Here is a 20221-nt window from a genome sequence, read left to right as displayed (position 1 = left end):
CTTCCTCCTGTCATTTTCTGCTTACAGTATAAAATTGCATCCCCGCAGAAGCAATTTTTATATTGCCGTTTTGTTACGGCAATTTGTGTTTTGAGAAGTTGATACTCACCTGTTAACATTATTTATAGTATGATGCACACTATATTTTTAGAGGAGGTACACCCTATATGAGTAATCCAGAAAACTGCCTGATCGGCATTGACTTGGGAACAACCAACGTAAAGGGTATTATTTTAGCAGATGACGGGACAGTAATCGCCTCGGCGTCAAGGGAAAACAAACTGCTGTTCCCCGGACCGGAAATGGTAGAACAGGATGCAGCACTCTGGTGGAGCAATACCGTAGAAATCCTGCAGGAAATCACACGGAAAGCCGGACCGGAAGTCGTGAGGAAGATCCGTGGCATCTCTGTAAGCTCCCAGACCGTCACTATGCTTCCCGTAGATAAAGAAGGCAGTCCCTTAAGGAATGCCATGATATGGATGGACAGCCGTTCTGCTGCAGAACTGCACTATATCATAGATTCCATTGGCTTTAACAGGCTTGTTTCAATCATTGGTGCACAGCCGGATGTTGCTTTTCTTCCTAATAAAATCCTGTGGTTCAAAAAGAATGAACCGGAACTTTTTTCTAAGACATACCGGGTGCTGCAGGCAAGTTCCTATATTAATTATAAACTCACAGGTCAAATGACGATGGATATCGATCAGGCCGTGCGGTGCCAATGTCTGGATCTCCAGAATTTAAAGTGGTCCGAAGAAATCCAGAAAGTAATCGGATGTGATCTGGATGCACTGCTTCCTGCACCAAGCCTGACAACTGAAATTATCGGGACTGTTACACCACAGGCAGCTGCGTTAACCGGGCTGGTCAGCGGCATTCCGGTGGCTGCCGGCGCCAGTGATGCGATGGCTTCTATGTACGCAACCGGTTTGAGCAGACTCGGTGAAGCAGGGGAATCCTCTGGCACGACATCCCTTGTGTTTGTAGGAAGTGACCGGCGCAGCGCGACAGATATCCCTGTCGTAACCAAGCCATGCTCCATAGACGGAATGCCTTACGTCTTTGATGCACCGATTAATACAAGCGGAGCCGCGCTGAAATGGTATCTGGATACCTTCGGACAGCCAGAAAAGGACTACGCAGCCGCACACGGGATGAACGTATATGACCATATCAACCAGCTTGCATTAAATGCCGCACCCGGCAGCGGTGGTGTTCTTTTCTTCCCCTATCTGCTCGGAGAGCGGGCGCCGCTCTGGAATTCCCATGCGCGAGGAATGTTTATCGGCATGTCTCTCGACACAACAAAGGATGAAATGCTCCGCAGTGTTTTTGAGGGAACCGCTTTTGCCCTGCGCCATGTTATGGATACGATCAAATCCGCCGGCGGAAAAGCAGACTGCCTGCGCATTACCGGGGGCGGAGCCAAAAGCCGTACATGGTCCAGAATCAAAGCCTCTATGCTGCATATGCCTGTGCACATTCTGGATGAGAAGTCCGGAGACGTTCCCTTCGGCGATGCATTGATTGTGGGACATTCTATCGGAGTCTTTTCAGACCTTACTGCAAGCATTGACAAGCTGATCCGGGTGAAAGAAGTCATTCAGCCTGATGAAGAATGGGCTGCGGTTTACGACCGGCTCTATCCTTATTATCTGGATATGTACAAACATCTGGATGAGGATTTTATAAAACTTCGGAAAACCATGCAGGAACTGGAGCATGATGGAGAAAAAAGATGAATTATGAGAAAACAAAACAATTAACAAAGAAAAGGTGGGCTGTCTTAGTTGCCAGCTGTATGATTAATCTTTGTATCGGCTCCCTATATGTATGGAGTGTCTTTGCCGCGCCAATGGCAGATTATTTAAGCTCCGTTACTTTATCGGCAATTACAGCTTCCGACCTCGCAATTGTATTCACGATTGCGAATTCGGTAGGGCCGGTCACACTCATTTCAGGCGGTATGATTAATGACAAATTCGGGCCAAAATGGGTTGTCTTTTTAGGAGGACTGCTGTTTGGAATCGGCATGATCGGGTCCGGGTTTGCAAAAAGCATCCCATCACTTATGGTAAGCTATGGATTAGGGTGTGGTCTGGGGATGGGACTTGTATACGGATGCACCATCAATAATTCTGTAAAACTGTTTCCTGACCGGCGCGGTCTGGTCGGCGGAATTGCAACGGCTTCATATGGGATCAGTTCTGTTGTAATTCCTCCTATAGCAAATGTATGTATTCACCGCATGGGAATCATCCCTACTTTCAAGTTGTTAGGTATTGTATTTATTTTAGTTATATGCATCGGGGCATTTTTTATTGAAAAGTGTCCGGAAGGTTTTGTACCTGCTGGATATGAAGAAAAAATGGCTCAAAAGAAGAACGGCGGAAAGGATAAAAAAGAACATACCAGAATACAAGAAGAAAAAAACTGGCGTCAAATGTTACAGGACCCGGTGTTTTACATCATGATCACAATGCTGACCTGCGGGGCTGTATTTGGCTTAATGACCATCTCACAGGCCTCCCCTATCGCCCAGCAGATGATCGGGATGTCAGTTATGTCAGCCACAACTGCTGTTTCCGTTCTTGCACTGTTTAACACTCTGGGAAGAGTTGCCGCCGGGTATCTGTCGGATATCATCGGAAGGATTAATGTTCTCATGATTATGCTCGTTTCATCCATACCGGGACTGCTTTTGATCTGTACGTCCGGGATTGGCGATGTGGTAAAATTCTATATCGGGGTATCTATAATCGGACTTTGTTTCGGTTCCTTCATGGGCGTATTCCCCGGATTCACCGCGGATCAGTTCGGCCAGAAAAATAACAGCGTAAATTATGGGATTATGTTTATCGGATTTGCATTGGCAGGTTATTTAGGGCCTACGATTATGAATCAGGTGTATAGCGCGTCTGGAAATTACAGCTTAGCATTTGTCATCGCCATTGGGTTAGCGGTTTTGGGAATATTACTGTCCCTCTTATACCGGAGAAAGACCCGTTAGCCCCTGTGTACCTGAGAAAGTTCAAGTATAGGAGTGAAACTCATGAAAGTGTTAATTATTTATTTCTCTCAAAGCGGGAATACACGCAAAATTGCACACAGCATCGGTGACGGCGCCAGAGAAGCAGCATCACAGGTTGATGTAAAAAGCATTAAAAAAGTTTCTTATGAAATGCTGGAAAATTATGATTTAATTGGTCTCGGAAGCCCTGTCTGGAAAGCTGACCCGCCGAATATCCGCAGATTTTATAATAATGCCCCTGACCAAAAGGGCAAACATATTTTTTCATTTTGTACACATGGCACAATGCCGGGGTTTTATTTCCCGGTTGTGCTCCCAAACCTAAAGAAAGCCGGTTTTACAGTTATCGGAAGCAGGCGGTGGTATGGAAACGTCGTAATGCCGGGCATGCCTGAGCCTTATTACACTGCCGGGCATCCTGATGCACAGGATCTGGCAGAAGCCAAAGCATTTGGCCGTGAAATGGTGGAAAGGAGTCAGCGTATTCACAATGGTGAGACAGATCTCATCCCGCCAATGCCGGAAAATGACGTTAATAAAAATCAGGCTGTTGCAATTGTAAATATGCTATTAGAATATGGGAACCCTCAGGGAAAAATTGTGCGTGATCCGGAAAAATGTATTTATCCCAAATGTACGCGTTGTATGGATAATTGTACGATGGATTACATTGATTTATCATGTAAACCCCAAAAGTTTGGAAGCGAGGGCTGCTGCTGCAACGACAACCATGAATGCGCATGGTGTTTCATGATTTGTCCGACTGGTGCTATTCGCCTAGAACCTAGTATTGAAGAACATATCAAGCCTCTGATTGGCGTTCGGAAAACATTATTCGAAAGCATTTTAGATGAAGCCGAACGTAACGGCGAATTCAGAAGACTAATTCCCATTGAAGAGGTTGGATTTAACACACCTTATTGTCTGGCACATCCGGACAAACCACATTTTAAAGTACCGGCAAAACCAGAGGAATAAAGGAAGAGACTGCCCGGAAAAAATCGCTATATGCGGCTTTTCCGGGCAATCTCTTCATATTCCTTCTCTTCTATTTTTCTGTGTTCCTGACCTCACTGTCAACTACACTCTTCCCTCTCCACTTCCCTCTTCTGTAGAAGTAAACACTCATGACTGCCCCCATAATTAAGGATAGCGTCAGTGAAATAAAGATATATTCCTTTCTTCCCTGTGGGTATTGTGCACTTTTCGTCAAAAATATGAGTAAATATGACAGCGGCACGCGGATAAACAATGTCATTGTTATGGCTATCCACATTGGTGTGACCGTATCTCCTGCCCCTCTCATAACACCGGTTAATCCCTGTACGATTCCCATTGCAACATAGCCCGGGGCAAGTATCATCATCATTTTCATACTCGTAGCAATCAGTTCCTCTGTGTTTGTAAATATCCCCATAAGGTTCCTCCCGAAGATCAGGATGGAAACCGTGATCACAGAAGTTGTTATGATTGTCATCAGCGTCCCCTGTCTGGCCCCCTGCTCAACCCTTGCCTGATCCCCGGCGCCCACATTCTGCCCCGCATATGTCGTCAGTCCGTTTCCGAAGGATTGGTTCGGCAGCATCGCGAAGCCGTCCACACGCATTACCATCACATTCGCTGCAATAAATAATTCACCGAAACTGTTTGTCAATGACTGTACCAGCAGCATTGAAGTCGCCAGAATAGCCTGTGACACTCCTGAAGGAAATCCCAGCCTGATAATATCAATGGCAAATTCCTTCTTTAATTTCAGATTCTGAGGTTTAATATCAAACAGTGTATCCATCCGTTTTAATTTGAGAAAGCATAATAGTCCGGAAATCCCCTGTGCAATAATGGTTGCATAGGCTACCCCGTCAACTCCCAGTTTCAGCACAGAAACAAAAAACAGGTCTAAAATAATATTAATCATGCTTGAAATTAGCAGATAAATTAATGCGGAAACAGAATCACCTAATCCACGCAGAACTCCGCTGAGTATATTAAAAAAGGCCAGCCCTGCCGATCCCAGAAATAAAATTCTCAAATAGGATGTGCACCAGTCAATGATGCTGTCAGGTGTATTTAAAAGTTGCAGCATCGGCCTGGCCAGAAGCGTGGCTACCACCATGATTAACAAAGATGCAATAAATGTAAGCGTAATACAGTTGCCGATTGTATGTGAAAGCCCGTCGCGTATTCTGGCTCCCAGATACTGGGATACCACTATACTTGCGCCGACACTGATTCCTACAAATAATACAATCAGAAGATTCACGACCGGTCCTGCCGAACCAACGGCCGCCAGTGCAGAATCCCCAATATATTTCCCTACCACGACGCTATCCACTGTATTGTACAATTGCTGCGCAATATTTCCCAGCAGCATAGGAATCGTAAATATCCCGATCTTCTTCCAGGGCGTCCCTTTTGTCATATCGACCGGCCCGAATAATTTTCCCATGATGGATTCCCCCTTTTTAACCCTCATTATATCCCGGAAAACAAATAAAGACTTTCCTATGCTTATCCTCCTTATATACGATTTTTCGTTATATCCTGTCGTCAAAAAAACAGAGAACGAAAATCAGGATATGATTTTTGTTCTCTGTTTAACTTAATCTTTTTTCACCATATCGGTGATATATACCCGAGCTGAATTGCTTTAGTCACAGCTTCCACGACAGAAGAAACTTCTAACTTTCCAAAGATATGCTGCAAGTGATTTGAAAGAGTCCTCTCACTCATATATAATTCCCCGGCAACACACTTCCGCGTTTTTCCGCTGCTGATCAGCCGTAAGATTTTCTTTTCCATACTCGTTAAATCCTCAATAATAATGTCCCCATTCTCTGAGGGGAAACAAGTACCACCACGAAAAACACGAATCAGCGATGAAATCAAATCATCGGGACTGATGTTTTTATTCAGGAAACCACTTATACCCGCTTTTTTCGCCTCATGCCTGTAAACGGGAAGATCATAGCCCGTGAGAACCACGATTTTTACTGCAGAATTCTCTTTTAACAAACCTGCCGCTATTTCTAATCCATCGGCATCACTTAAATTACCGAGGTTAATGTCCATCAAAACAATATCTATGCTTTTATCACTGATCATCTTTTGCAGACTCTGAATGTACTGCGTTGAATAGAAATGGTCGATTTCATCATATTCATCCAGGGCAATCGAAAGACTTCCTGCAAAAAGTGTATGGTCATCAACTAATAAAATATTGATAAGAAACATCTCCTTTCATTGGTATTGAGATTTGTACCCTGATGCCATGTGGCGTGTTATCCGATATCGTCATCAATCCGTCCATGTTATTTACCTGCTCTTTCACGGAAGCGATCCCCTTGTGCTTTGCTTTATCTGCTGTAATCAGGGCGTTTGCCCCGGCATTCCCGTCATCGCTGACAGATAACTCTATAGTCCCGTTTTCCAGTGTAAGCATTACCCATACCTGGCTCCCGTCAGAATGCCTGAAGGCATTTGTCAGAAGTTCTTTGAGCATCCGGTATATAAAAACGTTGTATGGCTCAACTAAGAATAGGTTTTCAGGACAGTCAAAAGAGATCTGCATGTTCCGCCCGGGGAACGACTGCGAAACAGCCTCTATTAGATTTTGATAATTTTCCTTTGCAGTCAGGTTTTTCAGGATAACGGGATGGTAATCCTGCATCTGGCTGCGGATATGATTATTCAGGCCATCCAGTGTTTCAATTATCATATCCTGCACATCCGGACGATGCACTTTTGTCATCATATTTTTCACAGAAAGAAGGTCCTGCAGTACATCATCGTGCAAAAAATTGGCAAATTCCGCTTTCAGCAGCTCTTCCTGCTTAAGCTGCCGCAGAGCTTCCCCATATTGGCTTTCCTTGATTAACCTGCTTTCCCCCTTCCTTAAGTTATAGCCTAAAACGATATTACAGATATAAGTAAAAGAAAACAGGATATTTACGGCAATGCACCATTCTTCATAACTGCCGCCTGTAAGCATAACGGCCAGCCCCGGAATAAGAAGAAATAAGATTATCATTAGCGCCAACTGCTTTTTACTGAAAATCGTAGAAAGTGGACTGCCGCTGTTCTCTTTCAGAACAATTCCATGAATGCTCATTAAGAACAGAAGCCCAGGCAGGTATATCCCGAAATTAGAGATATGGCCATGTACATCCAGAGTGGCAAAATAATACAACAGGAAAAGGAACGTAATCACTGCTGCTGAAAATGAGAGGCTCTTCCACTCATTTTTCAATACAAAGGCAGCTCTTTTCCAGTGATAGATAACGATAAATAAAAAGCACAGGCAGCTTAATAAAAACTGTATCCCATAGAAACATGCATATACCCTATCCGAAATGCAGATGCCGGCAAGTGAGCCGGTACAGGCTGCCAGGAGCACCACATGCACCGCTTTCTGGAATTTATATCCGCTTCCCTGAAATAAAAACATCAGCACAAAACGGATTGACACATACCATATCAACGGGCTTAGTGCGATAAAGATGAAGCCCTCTGCCGCACTTTCCGAAAAAGACAGAAGTATATACCAGCTGTCTAAAGCCAGAAGCCCGCAGAAAAGCGTAATGACTTTATTATCTCTGATGTTGCACGCGCTGATATACGTACTATCTATGAGCATGAGTGACGAAATAAGAATCGCCACACTACTTTCAATTATTGTCTGTCCCCTGCTGACCTGGTGGGCCATGTAAAGGACAACCAAAATGTAATTCAACCAGAACAACAGCCTCCCTATTGTATTTTTCATTACCACCCTCCTTTTAGATATCTACTATTATAGCATCTTTTTGCATACCATTGTACAGCAAGTGTGTACGGTAAGGAGGTAATAGATCACATAAATGAGTGCTGTCACAGCTATGGCGATAACAGCCGGAACATACTGGATGAATGCATTTCCAAGCAGGTTCTGCATCAGCCCGGCCTTATACACGATGGCTGCAAAAATACAATCTACAAGGCCGAGTATGAACGGTATGCCAAAAAATGTCATCACTTGTTTCCTGATGATTTTCTGAATGCTCCGGATGGAATATCCCATTTTCATCAAGATTTCATAATCAGATTTTGTGTCGGAAACGGCAGATATATTGTTAAAATACAAAATACTTCCGGCAGCTATGAAAAACAAAACGACGAGAAAACCAATCAGCAGGAACGTCGAACTGTTCAGCGAAAACAATTCATTTACCCTGTGCGAGTATCCCTGCAGATAAGGGCTGTTCCCAAGCATATCGCTGATATCGGCATACAGTGCATCGTTATCTTCAACAGCTTTCCCATTGATGCTTAAGATCCTTGTGGCCGGTGAGTCTGTCAGCTTCAGGCGCCCGTAAATCTCATCGCTCACAATCAAGGTTCCGATACTGTTTGCAAAAGAAACCGGATTGTTTAATGTAACCTCCCTTACAGTCAGCGGTACTTCACCGCCATCTATATTCAGGGGGTAGATACTGCCCGCCTCGGAATTTCCGTCTCCATCAGGCTGATATTTGACTAAAATACATTCCATGCTATTTATCCCGCCAGGAATATCTGCCCTGCCCTGCGCCTGTAAAAGTGAAATAAAGTCTGAATAAGAGATGCATTCAAAACCGGCTTCCCTCAGTATTTCTTTGTTTTTGGCATCCCCCATTGCAGTACCGACACTATACTCCACGGGAAGGTCTGGTGCAGACGATGTGACTTTATAAATATTTGTCTGCGAAAAAGTAACCTCATTATCATCAATTCCATAATTATGGACGATCTGTCTGGCCGCATCTATCTGCGTTTCATCTTCCACTCTGAACTCGATTTCCGACGGGGCAACACGGGACACAGCGGCAATTGGATAATAGATTGTCAAGGCCATAATGCTAGATACTGATAGGGCTGCCGCAGAAAGCAGTGTAAGCATAACCAGAGTTCTTGCATTGGAACGGATCCGGTAGATAAAGTTTGGTGTCGTTATGATTTTCGTTTCAGTGTAAAACGACCGTTTATTATTCTTACTTTTCTTCATCACATAAGGAAGGAATGATGAGATAAAGAATATTGTGCCGATCACAATAAGCATTGCCGTCAGCATGCCGACAGAATAAAATCCGGCGGAAATCCAGAGGGATTGTGAACCTCTCAGAATATCCAGCGCCAGAATGTAACCCGATAAGGTCATTACAAGCCCGAGCACAGCAGGAATGCGATGAAATTTCATGCCCTTCTCTGCCTTCTTTTCAAAACGTATCATCTCCATAAGAGAGCTTTTAAAAAGAAATCTTCCGTTTGAGAGACACAGGGCAAACATAACCAGCAGGAAAAATCCTGCAGTTTTTATGATGGCATGGATATTAAAAAGTGGTATCTGTGAAGTATCTGCTGAAAGTTTCAGAAGACGCGTAATGCCCCATACAATCCCTTTATGGGCTATTGCTCCTGAACCGAGCCCAACAGCAAAAGCAAAGCAGCCGATTATTATATTCTCAGCAGTAAGCAGGGACAATATCGTCGTTTTCCGATACCCCAGCAGTAAATAAATACCAAGTTCCTTTGTACGGCGTTTCAGAAAAAAACGGTTCGTATAGGACATATAAAATACCACAAATGCCATTAAAAAAAGCGAGATGGTACTGCACATCGACTCTACCCGGCCATCCGAAGATATTTTATCAAGCATTACATCGTTCACGGAAAACGATGCAAAAGCAAAGAAAACAGTAACTACAAGGGCCGCTGATAGCAGGTAGAGGGCATAAAATGAAGCATTTTTCCTTAAATTTTTGACTGCCACAGATAAAGTATTCATTGTCCTGCCCCCCTTATCTTTCCGTATCCAGTTTTGCGTTTTCTGCAGTTATCTTCTCATAAAATTCATGCCTGCTGCCGTTATGTTTATGCAGTTCCCTGATAATACTGCCATCTTTGAAAATCAAAATACGGTTTGCAAAGCTTGCCGCGTAAGCGTCATGGGTAACCATCAATATGGTCGTATGAAGCTCCTCATTAGCTTCTTTCAAAGCAGCCAGCAGATCTGCAGCCGAACTTGAATCCAGAGCGCCTGTCGGCTCATCCGCAAACAAGATGCGCGGATGTTTTACAACAGCCCTTGCCGCTGACGCCCTCTGCCTCTGTCCTCCGGACAGCTCATTGGGATATTTGCCCAGTTGTGACGCGATTCCAAATCTTTCTGCCAGACTTCGCACCATATGTTCGATTTTTTCTGGCGGCAGCTTTTGAAGAGTGAGTGGAACAGATATATTTTCACGGATCGTAAGACTGTCAAGCAGGAAATATTCCTGAAAAATGAAACCCAGATGGTCTCTGCGGAAATCGGCGGCACTTGTCGTATTGAGCTTCTTCAAATTTACACCGTCTATCCGGATCTCTCCGCTTGTAGGCGTATCAATCGTCGAAAGCACATTGAGCAGGGTAGTCTTTCCGGAACCGGATGCACCCATAATACCGATAAATTCGCCCCTGCCTATACAAAAAGATACCTTGTTTAAGCTGGGGCGCTGTGCCCTGGCATAAATTTTTGTTACCTCTTTCGCTTCTAACAATATACTCATAGTAACCTCTCCTTTTTCATTTGGTACCTGTATTGTACTCCTGTGGAGAAAGAAGCGAATGAGTAAATCCGGCAATGTTAACAGCCTAGCTGGAAAAACCTAACCTATCATAAGCTGCTTATCTATTTTTATTGCAAAGTACACAGTGATTATTGTAGTAAAAAAGTCTGCCACCGGCTGAACACTGATCACCCCTGCCAGTCCCAGAATCCGGGGCAGGAAAACAATTAACGGAAAGAAAAAGATTCCCTGCCTGCCCAGACTTAGCAAACTTCCAACCAGACTTTTACCAATTGCAAGATACAATGACGCATATACCATTTGAAAGCCAAACGTCATAAACATAACTGCGTTCATTTTAAGTGCCTTACCTGCCAGCCGGATCATCTGCGTATCTGTTCCGAAAAGGGAAACGATTGGTGTTGAAAAAATAATAAGTATAATTCCCGCAATGATACAAAATCCGGTAGACCATACCATACAAAGGTGAATGGATTTTTTTAATCTTCCAAACTGCCCTGCCCCATAATTATATCCGGCAAACGGCTGAAATCCTTTCAGAAATCCAAATACTACATAGGTAACTACAGTCATAATCCGGGTAACCGCTCCCATTGCCGCAACTGCATAGTCTCCATACAGTTTCGCCGACATGTTAATGGCCCCCATTGAAGCACTGGCTAAAAGTTGAAATAGTAGTACAGGTATGCCAATTTTCAGAATTTCCACGTAGATCGTTTTAGAAAATTTAATCCTATTAAATGAAATTCTTAAAACTCCTCGTTTTTTTACGATGTATCCAATATAGAACAGCATATTGATACATAAGGAAATAACAGTAGCGATAGCCGCTCCCTCTATGCCTAATTTCATTCCGTAAATCATAACCGGGTCCAGAATGACATTCGTAATGCTTCCCGTAAGCATTGCTATCATTGTAAACTTTGTTGCTCCCTGTGCCGTAAGCAGATTGTTCATTGTAACTGTGAATACATTTATGATAGAACCTGTTACATAAATCCGCGCATATGCCGCTGCATAGGGTAAGATTGTATCTGTTGCTCCCAGTGAAGTAAGTACGGAATCCAGAAAGATAAGAATTCCTGCAATCACTATGGCACCTGCCAGTATACTTGAAAAAAGTGTTGTAGATGCTACTTGGTCCGCCTGTTCCTGATCCCCTTTTCCAAGCAGGCGTGATATGTAGGAAGATGCACCCGCTCCAAACATCATTCCCAAACCAATAACAATCTGGACGATTGGAAACACTACAGACACGGCGCCCATCTGGCTTATTCCCAGACCGCCTACAAAATAAGCATCAATGGCATTATACAATGCAGAAATAAGCATGCCGATCATTGTAGGTATTCCCAATTTGATAAGTGCAGTTGAAACATCCGCTTTTTGTAATAAATTGATTCTTGTTGATTCTTCTTTCATTATAATATCCTCCTGATATTTTATTTATATTAACGGCAAAAGGTAAAACACTTATGCCAGATAATATCTAAACCACGTGAACACACACTATTGCTTCATATCGTGTTCCCACCTCAATATTGAACATTAATTCAATATTGTTCAATAAAAAAAGGAACCAGCCTTACAGACCAATTCCCGATAAATACATTTTCGATAATTTTTGCAGTATCATAATCGCCCATTCCTTTCCTTCATAATGATACATAATTTGCATTAAGCCATCTGCAAAGTTACTTGCAACAATATGGATAAAAACTGCATCTGCAATTTCATCTCTGCGATGCCTGTTTAAATGACTTTCTATATCCAGTACAAACCGTTCTTTCTCCGGTGCGTATTTTGTCCCCTCACTTTTATCCATTAGGATGATAAATTCCTTCCTATGTTCAAACAACTGAATCAAACAATCTGTCTCGGCCCGGCTCAGACCATATATCTCACCCTCATTATGTGTATCATCCTTTGTATTCAATACCCGTTCCCAGTCATACCGGACCGGACTTAGAACAGCATTAAAAAGTGCCTCTTTATTTTTATAATAGGAATAAATGAGACCCGCCGGTATTTTAGCTTTCTGTGCAATATTCCGCATAGCGGCTGATTTATACCCCTTCTCATAGAATTCTTCCAGAGCAGCTTTTAGTATTCTTTTATTTATATCTTCCTTTAATACCTGCGCCATCTCGCCCTCCATAATTGAACTTTTGTTCAATTATATTCTTAATATCTCTATCTGTCAAGCTTTTGACACAGTCAGTCTTGCCTATTTTCTTCTTTCTTGTTATCCAGCTCAGTTCCATACTTTCCAAATCTCAGGGCAGTACCCTACCGTTGCCTGCTTACCATTCCGGACGATTGGCGTCTTCAGCACCTTCTGGTTTTCCAAAACCTTTTCATCTTTATCTTCGTCTGCGATATATTTGATCAGTGCCAGAGCGTCCCTGTCTTTGCATTTTTCATCCAGCATGGCATCCAGTCCGCCTACTGACTGCTTTACGCTATTGTATTCGCCCTTACTCATTCCTTTTTCTTTCATATCAATAAACTGATACTTTATATTCCGTTCTTTGAAATAGCGCATGGCCTTCTTCGTGTCAAAACATTTATTTGTGCCAAAAATCTGTATATTCATGTTAATCCTCCTGCTCTCCCCATTTGGCAATCTGCTGAAACTTAATCGTCAGCTTTCCTTCATAGATATTTACCGGAATGTCCGCGTCAATCGGATAAATCACAGGGGAAGCTTCACGCTGGAAAAAGTACACCAGTACCCTCTTCTTATAGGGGTCTGCAATCCAATATTCCCGGACACCTGCCTGTTCATATTTAAATAACTTGACGACATGGTCCCTTCTCTTGGTTCCCGGTGAAATAACCTCCAGAACAAAATCAGGCGCTCCCATGATATTACGCCTTTCAATCTGATCAGGCTTACACACAATAATCACATCCGGCTGAATCATGGTCTTTTCATCATTATCAAGCTGGACATCAATCGGAGAGATAAACGGCGTACATGCACCTCCCTGATCTATGATATAGTTTGCAATCTGGCGGTATACCTCGCCTGCTATCAACTGATGGAAGGTCGTAGGTGCCGCCATATCATAAAAATATCCGTCTATCAGCTCCACTCTCTGCTCCTCCGGCAGTGCGCGGTAATCCTCTATGGTATACATACCGGGCTTTTTTTCCTCCCCGTAAGCCGCGCAGCTCTCCATCACTGCCATCGGTTCCTTAAATATCCCCTCAAGTGCAGTAAGTATATCATACCTTAAACCTTTAGTTTCCCCATTAAAAATCTTCTGTACCGTTCCAAGCGGAACACCTGATAAATCTGCAATTTGGGCATAAGTATATCCCCGCTCCTGCATCAACTGTTTCATTTCCTGAATAGTCATAATGCTCACCTCCTGATCTTTTCTTTATAAATCTAATATCTCCCGAATCTCCATCCCAAGTTTTTCTCCCTATACTGATAAGTATATTTTATTATACTAAATAAACTGGTTGTTTTCAACTGTTAAGTATACTAAAATATACTTATTAGTATAAATCAATTACGGTTCATACTGCCAAACGTATCCGGAGCAGATAAACTGTAATATAGATGGGAGTGAAAGCAATGGAACAGCAGGATTTGAGTAAAGTGGGAATGGAATTGAAACGGCTCAGGACAAAGCATTCTTATACGCAGGAACAAATAGCCAATGACCTTGGCTGTACGGTATCATTTATCAGCAATATCGAAAATAACCGTGCTAAATTAAATCTTCGCGTTCTTTTATATTACGCAAAACTATGCAATGTAACTCTGGATTCTATCTTAAATGCCGGGGAATACACCGGGGATGCTGATACAGACGAGAAAAAACGCTCCGAAGCCCGGGATGCCGAGCTTTTGAATATTGTGCATCAGTTTTCTGTGGAGGAGCAGGATAAGATGATAAAGATTTTGAAATTTATAAAAGATATGTAAAATTACTAAAAAACAGCTGGAGTCAGCAGTTATTTCTGTTTCTCCAGCCAATTCTTCATAAATATACCTCTTGAGTTCTCCTTTGTATTCCTCTGCACTTATAGTTTTCTTAAACATGATATCACCTTCCAAATTCAATCCAAGATATATTTTGACATAAATGTTGGATGTTTTTAGTTCCAAAAACACACGTCAAATCTTGGCTTCGCAATTGTTTTAATATTACTAATCGCTGCAATTCAGACAACTCATTACTCCTTTTGCTTCCACCAAATGGCATGGCAGCCTGAACACTAATTCCCTTATCTTGACAATACTCAATAATCTTTTGCACATCGTACATATCTCTTTCTGAAGCATTCTGAGGAAATACAATCTGGTTAATTTCTGGGTATACGCCAGATTGATTATATATTTTTTCTATAGCAGCAATACCAAAATTTGATACTCCTATAGAATCAATTAGTCCTTCATTTTGAAGTTTAATCATTTCTATCCAAGTTTTACAATATTTAGAACTCCTACTAGAATGAATCATATAAATATTAATTTTAGGAATACGCAGCCGATGCAATGTACCTTCAAATTCCTCCCGTACAGTATTACCGCTTTCTTGTTGACCCGTGTTTATTTTCCCTATATAAACTATTTGATTTTGTGGATAACCGCTTTTTATAACAGCACTGGAAACTGCCTGCTCATTGTTATACCTATATGCTGTATCAATCATTAGCTTATCATAGGGATATACTTTTAGAAGCTCTAAAATTTCATCCTCGGTACGCAAGTATGTGCCTAATGCAAAATCTGGATATTCTCTGCCACTATGTGTAATAATAGTGCCGATATAGTGTTTATAGTCTTTCATATACTTTCCACTCTACACAGTTATGAGTAAAACTAAAAAGCTGTGATTCATCAAGTGATTCCTTTTCAAAATATTGATCCAGCCATTTTCGCAGGATATCACGGCATTCATACAGAATATAGCAATCTTTATTTCCAAATTCCACTGCCAATTCACTAATTTCCCCAAAAGAGCTTTGAAACTTGTCATTCATATTTCTAAATTCTCGAATGATATCATCTACTTCACTTTCCAGGATATATTGAATATTAGACGAGTCTATATAGAGAACATAATCTACAATATTGAATTTGGGGAAGGCACCTTTTTGTGCTAGTGTAATCCATTCTTGTTCTGTTTTAAATTTTCCCCGGTATGGTTCACTAATGAGTTTTTTAGTGCTGTCAGATAAAGAATTGTAATCATCAACAGTTAAAAATTCACTTTCCATTCTTTTAGCATTACCACTATACTCCATAAAAGCACAGTTAATTGTAGTGCTGAACTCTTTCAAGCTGGTAATAAGAGTATCAATTTCTCTAAGAATTCCTTTGTGAAGAAAGACTTTGCTTATTACAGGAATATTTCTACGTTTTGCTTCAGCTGCACATAAATAAAGATAATCAAAGTAACCTTTTCGATTAACGAATTGATCCTGTGTTGCTTCATTTCCGAACCAAGAAAAAGCCACTTTTTTCACGCCTGCATCCTGTAGCACGTCAAACCATCTAGTTACTTCCTCTGCTGACTTGATTTTTGTACCATTTAAGTCAAGCTGAACATATTCAGATCTTTCCATTGGAAGTGAATCATAAAGTTGTATCTGCTCTTTGACATAAGAATGTTCTGGACAGTTATATACGAAAGAACGCAAACGCATTCCATATCTATCAACAACTCTGACATATTTTTTCATAACCTTCGAATAGTCTTCAAATGATACTTGCCTATTTTTCGGATAGTCCCCCAAGCAACAGAAACGACAATGACAGGAGCAAGGGGCAAAAAATACACGAATATGAAATTTGTCCTCTTTTAATTTAACATTCATTTACTTACTCCTCATTTTTATCTCACCACATGTTACCCATTCGTGAATTAACTCGGTTAATGTATTGAAATATGTTTTTTCTCTTGCACAAGGAGAGATTTCCGGCCTGTTTTCATACCAATACTGTTTACAGCCTCCAGAGCACATTGGGAGATAAGCGCACTTTTGACACTGAGGACGTTTGATAGATACATCAAGCCAGTCCAGATAGTTCTGATTGAACACAACACCTGTGGTGCAATCCCCCACTTTATGAGATTCTTCTGTAGTATGCTGTAAACACTTGAAAAGATTACCTTCTGAATTAATTAGAACCTCATTCATAACACAAGCAAGACAATTACCACGCAACCTCAAAGGAAGAATATGCTTAATCCCTTTATAAAATCCGTAAGCATACATTTTTCGCCAAATCATATCATATGCCCAGTCATAATCTTGCGCCAAAATATAGTCCTCAAGTGGAGCATGTGGTGGGCGTCTAAGGGTCGTTGTGTGGATGTAGAACAAATCACTGTCCTTAAATTGTTTCAAATCATTTAAAATATCATCTAGCTGGTTAATATTCTTTTTGTCAAGGTTAAATCTACAGACGACAAAGATTCCTGCTGAAATAAGCTTCGATATATCTGACAGAAGTTTTTGATATGCATTGACACTCTTGTCATAATAGTTCTTTCGTCGATCATGTTCAGAACCATAGCCATCAATTGTTACATGGAATTTTTTTGCATGCCACTTCTCCTTGGCTTTTTTTATAAGGTCGTCTGAAATGTTAAAACCATTTGTGGTTATGATTGAACTGAACTTCAGTCCTCCATTAAAATGCTTATCAACATTAGCAGTAATATAGTCGATAATATGATCTCCTACAAGAGGTTCTCCTCCAAACCATCTAAAAACGACTTCATCAGAGACAGTTACATTTCCAGTAATATATTCCACTACTTTTTCTGCAGTTTCATATGTCATAGGTTTACGGTTCTCTCCATTTTCAAAACAGTAAAAACAACGTGCATTACACTCTTGAGTTGGATATATTGTAATGTTAATCGCATCACTTGAAGCAAAGGCAGAACGATTTCGAATGACGTCTAATTTAAATAATTCGCTATCATCAGCTTTTGTTAAAAGGCCGAGAAGAAAAAGCTGCACAATAGTTTTATCGTGATAATCTGGAGCCAAAGAAATCGTCTTATATTTTTTATATTCTTCTTGATTCAATAATGCGACTGCCTCTGTCATTGTATTAATAAGAACTGTTGTAGAATCATCAAATGTTCTTTCAAGATTAAACAATGAAGGTAAAAGCTTGGAATCAGAAATTCTTTTTAATGCACGTTCAAAATCATCTGAAGAAATATTCAAGATATCTTCACCTAATATATCCTCAACATTTACCCCCATGATTGGTTTATATTGCCATTTTTCATGATGCTGGTATCCATCAATTTCAGCACTTCCCGCATTCATACTTAACAGAGAGTAATCTGGCAGGGTATTTCCTCTAACAATTTTCATTTAAACCCTCCTTAATTATCTGTAAGATTCTCCGTTTTCGAATACAACAAACAAGTCTCTTGTTCCATTTTCTACACAAGATAAATACTTTTGAATAAATTTATTTAAATCAACGCTAAAGCGCTTCTCATTGCATAGATTTGGATTTAGTGCCTTAATACACGGCAACTTGCTTGTTCCGCCACAGATAAAAATATCCGCACAACTCATACATTGTGAGTCTGCAATAATTGTCTGCTTCTCTTTTTTTGCAGAAAAAATATTTTTCTTTGAAAAATTTGTGACTATTTCTTCTATTGAAAGGCGATCATGATCAAAAAAAGACATAGCACAACTTCCAACAGTACCATCGGAAAATAATTTTAAACTGTATTTTGATCGAAATTGACACTCTTCAATGGAAACGATGGGTGAAATCGTTACTGGTATTTCAGATGAGACCAAATCGTCTATAGCCTTCGTGCTACACCATTCAACAAAGTCAAGATAAGTCATCTTATTCTTAAAATCACGAGAATCATTTAGTTCTGCTGTGTAATTAACACTTACCAGTGGTTTAAAAGTCAATTTTTCACCAATATCATCGAGGAACTCTTTAAAATGACTCCAATTATTATCGTCTATGTTGTACCTAATAACTATTTTTGTTTTTGGCTTTTTCATATGGAAAACATTAATATTTTCAACGATTGCATCATATGTACCATTCCCTTTTGAATCAAACCTGACTTTATCATGACATTTTTTATATGAAAGAGGAACCGTTAGCAAAAGACTATCATATCCATTCAAAGTAAGCAGTCCATCAATTAATGTACCATTAGTATCAACGAGAACATGAAAACGAACATTCATTGATTTACAAAAGCTCATAAGTGAATTATAAACTTTCATAAATTTATTCCAAACCAGGGTAGGTTCTCCGCCCAAAATTTTAACGTATAAATCCTCAAACGAGGTCTTTTCATACACCTTATGAACATAATCTGTAAGTTTGTCTATCGTACTATCTTCTATTATTTTGCCATCATGCGTTCCTGCCTGATAACAATATGGACACCGAAGATTACAACTAAGGTTAAGTTCTAAGCTGATAAACAGTTTTTTTTCGTTTATTAAAAAAGATGAAAGGTTACTTTCAACACTCTGATCGGTCTCATCCAAGAAACATGATTCATGAAGAACCTTTAACGAATCTTCATCCAGGTCAGCAACAATGACCCCATCCTTAACAGCCTCTCTGGGAAGCTGAATTACTGCATGGTTTATAGTATTATAAAGAGCTAAATCGTCATGATAATCTATAGCCCTAACATATTTCGATAATTTAGTCATATTTTAACCATCCTCTTTGATATAAAAAACTAAATGTTATAATTTAAAGTTAAAATATTTGAGGAAATTAACTACACCACTCCTCAAACGGAGGGTGTGTTCCCCCCGTTTGAGTGGAATTACAGCTTTATATTAGCTGATAATTCCACATGTGCAACAAAGCACATTCTTTTTCTCAGAAGCAGCCTTTACAACTTTAACTGTGATCTTCATAGCATATTCTCCTCTCTCATTTTTTATATAAAAGGGCTATATTAAAATAATGCCTTATATATCAATTATTTTAAATCAGATTGTCAAAATATGTTTCCAGAATAGAGATCAACGTATAAATGTTCCGTTCCCCTTCGCGATTCACAATTTCATGCTTCAGCAGTCTGTCAACCCGCTCCTGAAAAAGCTCCCGACAGTTTTCATACCGGCCCCACAGGGCGCGGAAGTCGTCATCCTCCTTGCGCCCGCCAGACTGCTGACCTATCTCTCTTTCAAACTCATCCAACTCCGCCCCAGTGAACATTTGCATGTATTCCGTCTGTTCACGAAACCGCTCAAGCTGGTTTTTCAGCCTATATAAAGGCTCTGTATCCGTATCCACAAAAGAACTCATGACGTCCTCCTCTTAAATCCGGACACGCAGATACTCTTCCAGCGCTCTTTTTAAGAGCTGTATCTTCGTGATACATTCGGACACCTGTACATAACTGGCATTCAGCGTTGTATAGATATCACACATTACATTTTCCAGATTTTTATACTGTGCATCATCCCACTCCGATCCCACAATGTCGTATTCCCGCTTCAGCTGATTCCCCATCTCCTGCTGCTTTTCCTGGAACCCTGTCAACATTTTAATCATATCGTCCATAGCATCGACAGAACTACTGTTTCCACTCATATCTTAACCTTC

The 20221-nt window shown here is 40.8% G+C and carries 19 protein-coding genes; 4 read left to right on the top strand and 15 right to left on the bottom strand.

Annotated features, from left to right (window positions below; translation table 11 throughout):
- Positions 1 to 167 precede the first annotated feature (167 nt).
- From ABIN22_RS11000 to ABIN22_RS10990, 3 genes are read left to right on the top strand one after another with little or no spacing between them, the layout of a single operon-like run.
- Positions 168 to 1745, top strand: coding sequence for a xylulokinase (locus ABIN22_RS11000; RefSeq protein WP_346908605.1), 1578 nt, complete (start codon positions 168 to 170; stop codon positions 1743 to 1745).
- Complete coding sequence (locus ABIN22_RS10995; protein WP_346908603.1) at positions 1742 to 3013, top strand: L-lactate MFS transporter; 1272 nt, start codon at positions 1742 to 1744, stop codon at positions 3011 to 3013. The genes ABIN22_RS11000 and ABIN22_RS10995 overlap by 4 nt, the downstream gene beginning before the upstream one ends.
- A gap of 42 nt (positions 3014 to 3055) precedes the next feature.
- Positions 3056 to 4012 (top strand): EFR1 family ferrodoxin, encoded by a 957-nt coding sequence (locus ABIN22_RS10990; protein ID WP_346908601.1) that lies wholly within the window; start codon positions 3056 to 3058, stop codon positions 4010 to 4012.
- Positions 4013 to 4082: 70 nt separating this feature from the next.
- Here the strand turns inward: ABIN22_RS10990 and ABIN22_RS10985 are convergent, their stop codons facing one another.
- From ABIN22_RS10985 to ABIN22_RS10945, 9 genes are all read right to left on the bottom strand, one after another.
- A complete protein-coding gene (locus tag ABIN22_RS10985) occupies positions 4083 to 5480 on the bottom strand; it encodes an MATE family efflux transporter (protein WP_242996064.1) in 1398 nt (465 codons plus the stop codon).
- A 164-nt stretch (positions 5481 to 5644) separates the two neighbouring features.
- Positions 5645 to 6265: a response regulator transcription factor gene (locus ABIN22_RS10980; protein ID WP_346908599.1), complete on the bottom strand. Its 621-nt coding sequence runs from the start codon at positions 6263 to 6265 to the stop codon at positions 5645 to 5647.
- Complete coding sequence (locus ABIN22_RS10975; protein ID WP_346908597.1) at positions 6237 to 7796, bottom strand: sensor histidine kinase; 1560 nt, start codon at positions 7794 to 7796, stop codon at positions 6237 to 6239. The genes ABIN22_RS10980 and ABIN22_RS10975 overlap by 29 nt, the downstream gene beginning before the upstream one ends.
- 27 nt (positions 7797 to 7823) lie before the next feature.
- Positions 7824 to 9833 (bottom strand): FtsX-like permease family protein, encoded by a 2010-nt coding sequence (locus ABIN22_RS10970; RefSeq protein WP_346908595.1) that lies wholly within the window; start codon positions 9831 to 9833, stop codon positions 7824 to 7826.
- Positions 9834 to 9846: 13 nt separating this feature from the next.
- A complete protein-coding gene (locus ABIN22_RS10965) occupies positions 9847 to 10596 on the bottom strand; it encodes an ABC transporter ATP-binding protein (protein WP_346908593.1) in 750 nt (249 codons plus the stop codon).
- Between the two features lie 99 nt (positions 10597 to 10695).
- Positions 10696 to 12039: an MATE family efflux transporter gene (locus ABIN22_RS10960; protein WP_346908591.1), complete on the bottom strand. Its 1344-nt coding sequence runs from the start codon at positions 12037 to 12039 to the stop codon at positions 10696 to 10698.
- Between the two features lie 163 nt (positions 12040 to 12202).
- Positions 12203 to 12775, bottom strand: a complete 573-nt coding sequence (locus tag ABIN22_RS10955) for a helix-turn-helix domain-containing protein (RefSeq protein ID WP_346908589.1) — start codon at positions 12773 to 12775, stop codon at positions 12203 to 12205.
- A gap of 96 nt (positions 12776 to 12871) precedes the next feature.
- A complete protein-coding gene (locus tag ABIN22_RS10950; protein ID WP_346908587.1) occupies positions 12872 to 13213 on the bottom strand; it encodes an arsenate reductase family protein in 342 nt (113 codons plus the stop codon).
- 1 nt (position 13214) lies between these two features.
- Positions 13215 to 13982 carry a Uma2 family endonuclease gene (locus ABIN22_RS10945; RefSeq protein WP_346908585.1) on the bottom strand — a complete coding sequence of 256 codons (768 nt, stop codon included), beginning with the start codon at positions 13980 to 13982 and terminating at the stop codon, positions 13215 to 13217.
- A 209-nt stretch (positions 13983 to 14191) separates the two neighbouring features.
- Between ABIN22_RS10945 and ABIN22_RS10940 the strand changes: the two genes are divergently transcribed.
- Entirely contained in the window at positions 14192 to 14560 is a 369-nt protein-coding gene (locus ABIN22_RS10940) for a helix-turn-helix domain-containing protein (protein WP_118618300.1), read from the top strand.
- Positions 14561 to 14681: 121 nt separating this feature from the next.
- Here ABIN22_RS10940 and ABIN22_RS10935 read toward each other — a convergent pair whose 3' ends face one another.
- From ABIN22_RS10935 to ABIN22_RS10910, 6 genes are all read right to left on the bottom strand, one after another.
- Positions 14682 to 15428 (bottom strand): aldo/keto reductase, encoded by a 747-nt coding sequence (locus ABIN22_RS10935; protein ID WP_346908583.1) that lies wholly within the window; start codon positions 15426 to 15428, stop codon positions 14682 to 14684.
- Positions 15415 to 16458 carry a hypothetical protein gene (locus ABIN22_RS10930; protein WP_346908581.1) on the bottom strand — a complete coding sequence of 348 codons (1044 nt, stop codon included), beginning with the start codon at positions 16456 to 16458 and terminating at the stop codon, positions 15415 to 15417. The genes ABIN22_RS10935 and ABIN22_RS10930 overlap by 14 nt, the downstream gene beginning before the upstream one ends.
- Entirely contained in the window at positions 16459 to 17979 is a 1521-nt protein-coding gene (locus ABIN22_RS10925) for a radical SAM/SPASM domain-containing protein (protein ID WP_346908579.1), read from the bottom strand. It lies immediately after the preceding gene.
- Positions 17980 to 17994: 15 nt separating this feature from the next.
- Positions 17995 to 19314, bottom strand: a complete 1320-nt coding sequence (locus tag ABIN22_RS10920) for a radical SAM protein (protein WP_346908577.1) — start codon at positions 19312 to 19314, stop codon at positions 17995 to 17997.
- Between the two features lie 283 nt (positions 19315 to 19597).
- Positions 19598 to 19921 carry a hypothetical protein gene (locus ABIN22_RS10915; protein WP_346908575.1) on the bottom strand — a complete coding sequence of 108 codons (324 nt, stop codon included), beginning with the start codon at positions 19919 to 19921 and terminating at the stop codon, positions 19598 to 19600.
- Positions 19922 to 19933: 12 nt separating this feature from the next.
- The gene (locus ABIN22_RS10910) at positions 19934 to 20209 is read right to left on the bottom strand and encodes a hypothetical protein (RefSeq protein WP_346908573.1); all 276 of its coding nucleotides are present in this window, start codon (positions 20207 to 20209) and stop codon (positions 19934 to 19936) included.
- Positions 20210 to 20221 lie beyond the last annotated feature (12 nt).

The sequence above is a fragment of the Faecalicatena orotica genome (assembly GCF_905197545.1).
Taxonomy (GTDB): Bacteria; Bacillota; Clostridia; order Lachnospirales; family Lachnospiraceae; genus Faecalicatena_A; species Faecalicatena_A orotica.
Note: the sequence above shows the minus strand (reverse complement) of the source record. Positions and strands in the feature narration are given on the sequence as shown.

What these genes read in the sequence shown, in the direction of transcription:
- ABIN22_RS10920 (WP_346908577.1), bottom strand. Translation starts at nt 19,314, where the DNA reads ATGACTAAATTATCGAAATATGTTAGGGCTATAGATTATCATGACGAT.
- ABIN22_RS10990 (WP_346908601.1), top strand. Translation starts at nt 3,056, where the DNA reads ATGAAAGTGTTAATTATTTATTTCTCTCAAAGCGGGAATACACGCAAA.
- ABIN22_RS10910 (WP_346908573.1), bottom strand. Translation starts at nt 20,209, where the DNA reads ATGAGTGGAAACAGTAGTTCTGTCGATGCTATGGACGATATGATTAAA.
- ABIN22_RS10960 (WP_346908591.1), bottom strand. Translation starts at nt 12,039, where the DNA reads ATGAAAGAAGAATCAACAAGAATCAATTTATTACAAAAAGCGGATGTT.
- ABIN22_RS10985 (WP_242996064.1), bottom strand. Translation starts at nt 5,480, where the DNA reads ATGGGAAAATTATTCGGGCCGGTCGATATGACAAAAGGGACGCCCTGG.
- ABIN22_RS10975 (WP_346908597.1), bottom strand. Translation starts at nt 7,796, where the DNA reads ATGAAAAATACAATAGGGAGGCTGTTGTTCTGGTTGAATTACATTTTG.
- ABIN22_RS10930 (WP_346908581.1), bottom strand. Translation starts at nt 16,458, where the DNA reads ATGAATGTTAAATTAAAAGAGGACAAATTTCATATTCGTGTATTTTTT.
- ABIN22_RS10970 (WP_346908595.1), bottom strand. Translation starts at nt 9,833, where the DNA reads ATGAATACTTTATCTGTGGCAGTCAAAAATTTAAGGAAAAATGCTTCA.
- ABIN22_RS10935 (WP_346908583.1), bottom strand. Translation starts at nt 15,428, where the DNA reads ATGAAAGACTATAAACACTATATCGGCACTATTATTACACATAGTGGC.
- ABIN22_RS10995 (WP_346908603.1), top strand. Translation starts at nt 1,742, where the DNA reads ATGAATTATGAGAAAACAAAACAATTAACAAAGAAAAGGTGGGCTGTC.
- ABIN22_RS10925 (WP_346908579.1), bottom strand. Translation starts at nt 17,979, where the DNA reads ATGAAAATTGTTAGAGGAAATACCCTGCCAGATTACTCTCTGTTAAGT.
- ABIN22_RS10980 (WP_346908599.1), bottom strand. Translation starts at nt 6,265, where the DNA reads ATGTTTCTTATCAATATTTTATTAGTTGATGACCATACACTTTTTGCA.
- ABIN22_RS10940 (WP_118618300.1), top strand. Translation starts at nt 14,192, where the DNA reads ATGGGAGTGAAAGCAATGGAACAGCAGGATTTGAGTAAAGTGGGAATG.
- ABIN22_RS10965 (WP_346908593.1), bottom strand. Translation starts at nt 10,596, where the DNA reads ATGAGTATATTGTTAGAAGCGAAAGAGGTAACAAAAATTTATGCCAGG.
- ABIN22_RS10955 (WP_346908589.1), bottom strand. Translation starts at nt 12,775, where the DNA reads ATGGAGGGCGAGATGGCGCAGGTATTAAAGGAAGATATAAATAAAAGA.
- ABIN22_RS10950 (WP_346908587.1), bottom strand. Translation starts at nt 13,213, where the DNA reads ATGAATATACAGATTTTTGGCACAAATAAATGTTTTGACACGAAGAAG.
- ABIN22_RS11000 (WP_346908605.1), top strand. Translation starts at nt 168, where the DNA reads ATGAGTAATCCAGAAAACTGCCTGATCGGCATTGACTTGGGAACAACC.
- ABIN22_RS10945 (WP_346908585.1), bottom strand. Translation starts at nt 13,982, where the DNA reads ATGACTATTCAGGAAATGAAACAGTTGATGCAGGAGCGGGGATATACT.
- ABIN22_RS10915 (WP_346908575.1), bottom strand. Translation starts at nt 19,921, where the DNA reads ATGAGTTCTTTTGTGGATACGGATACAGAGCCTTTATATAGGCTGAAA.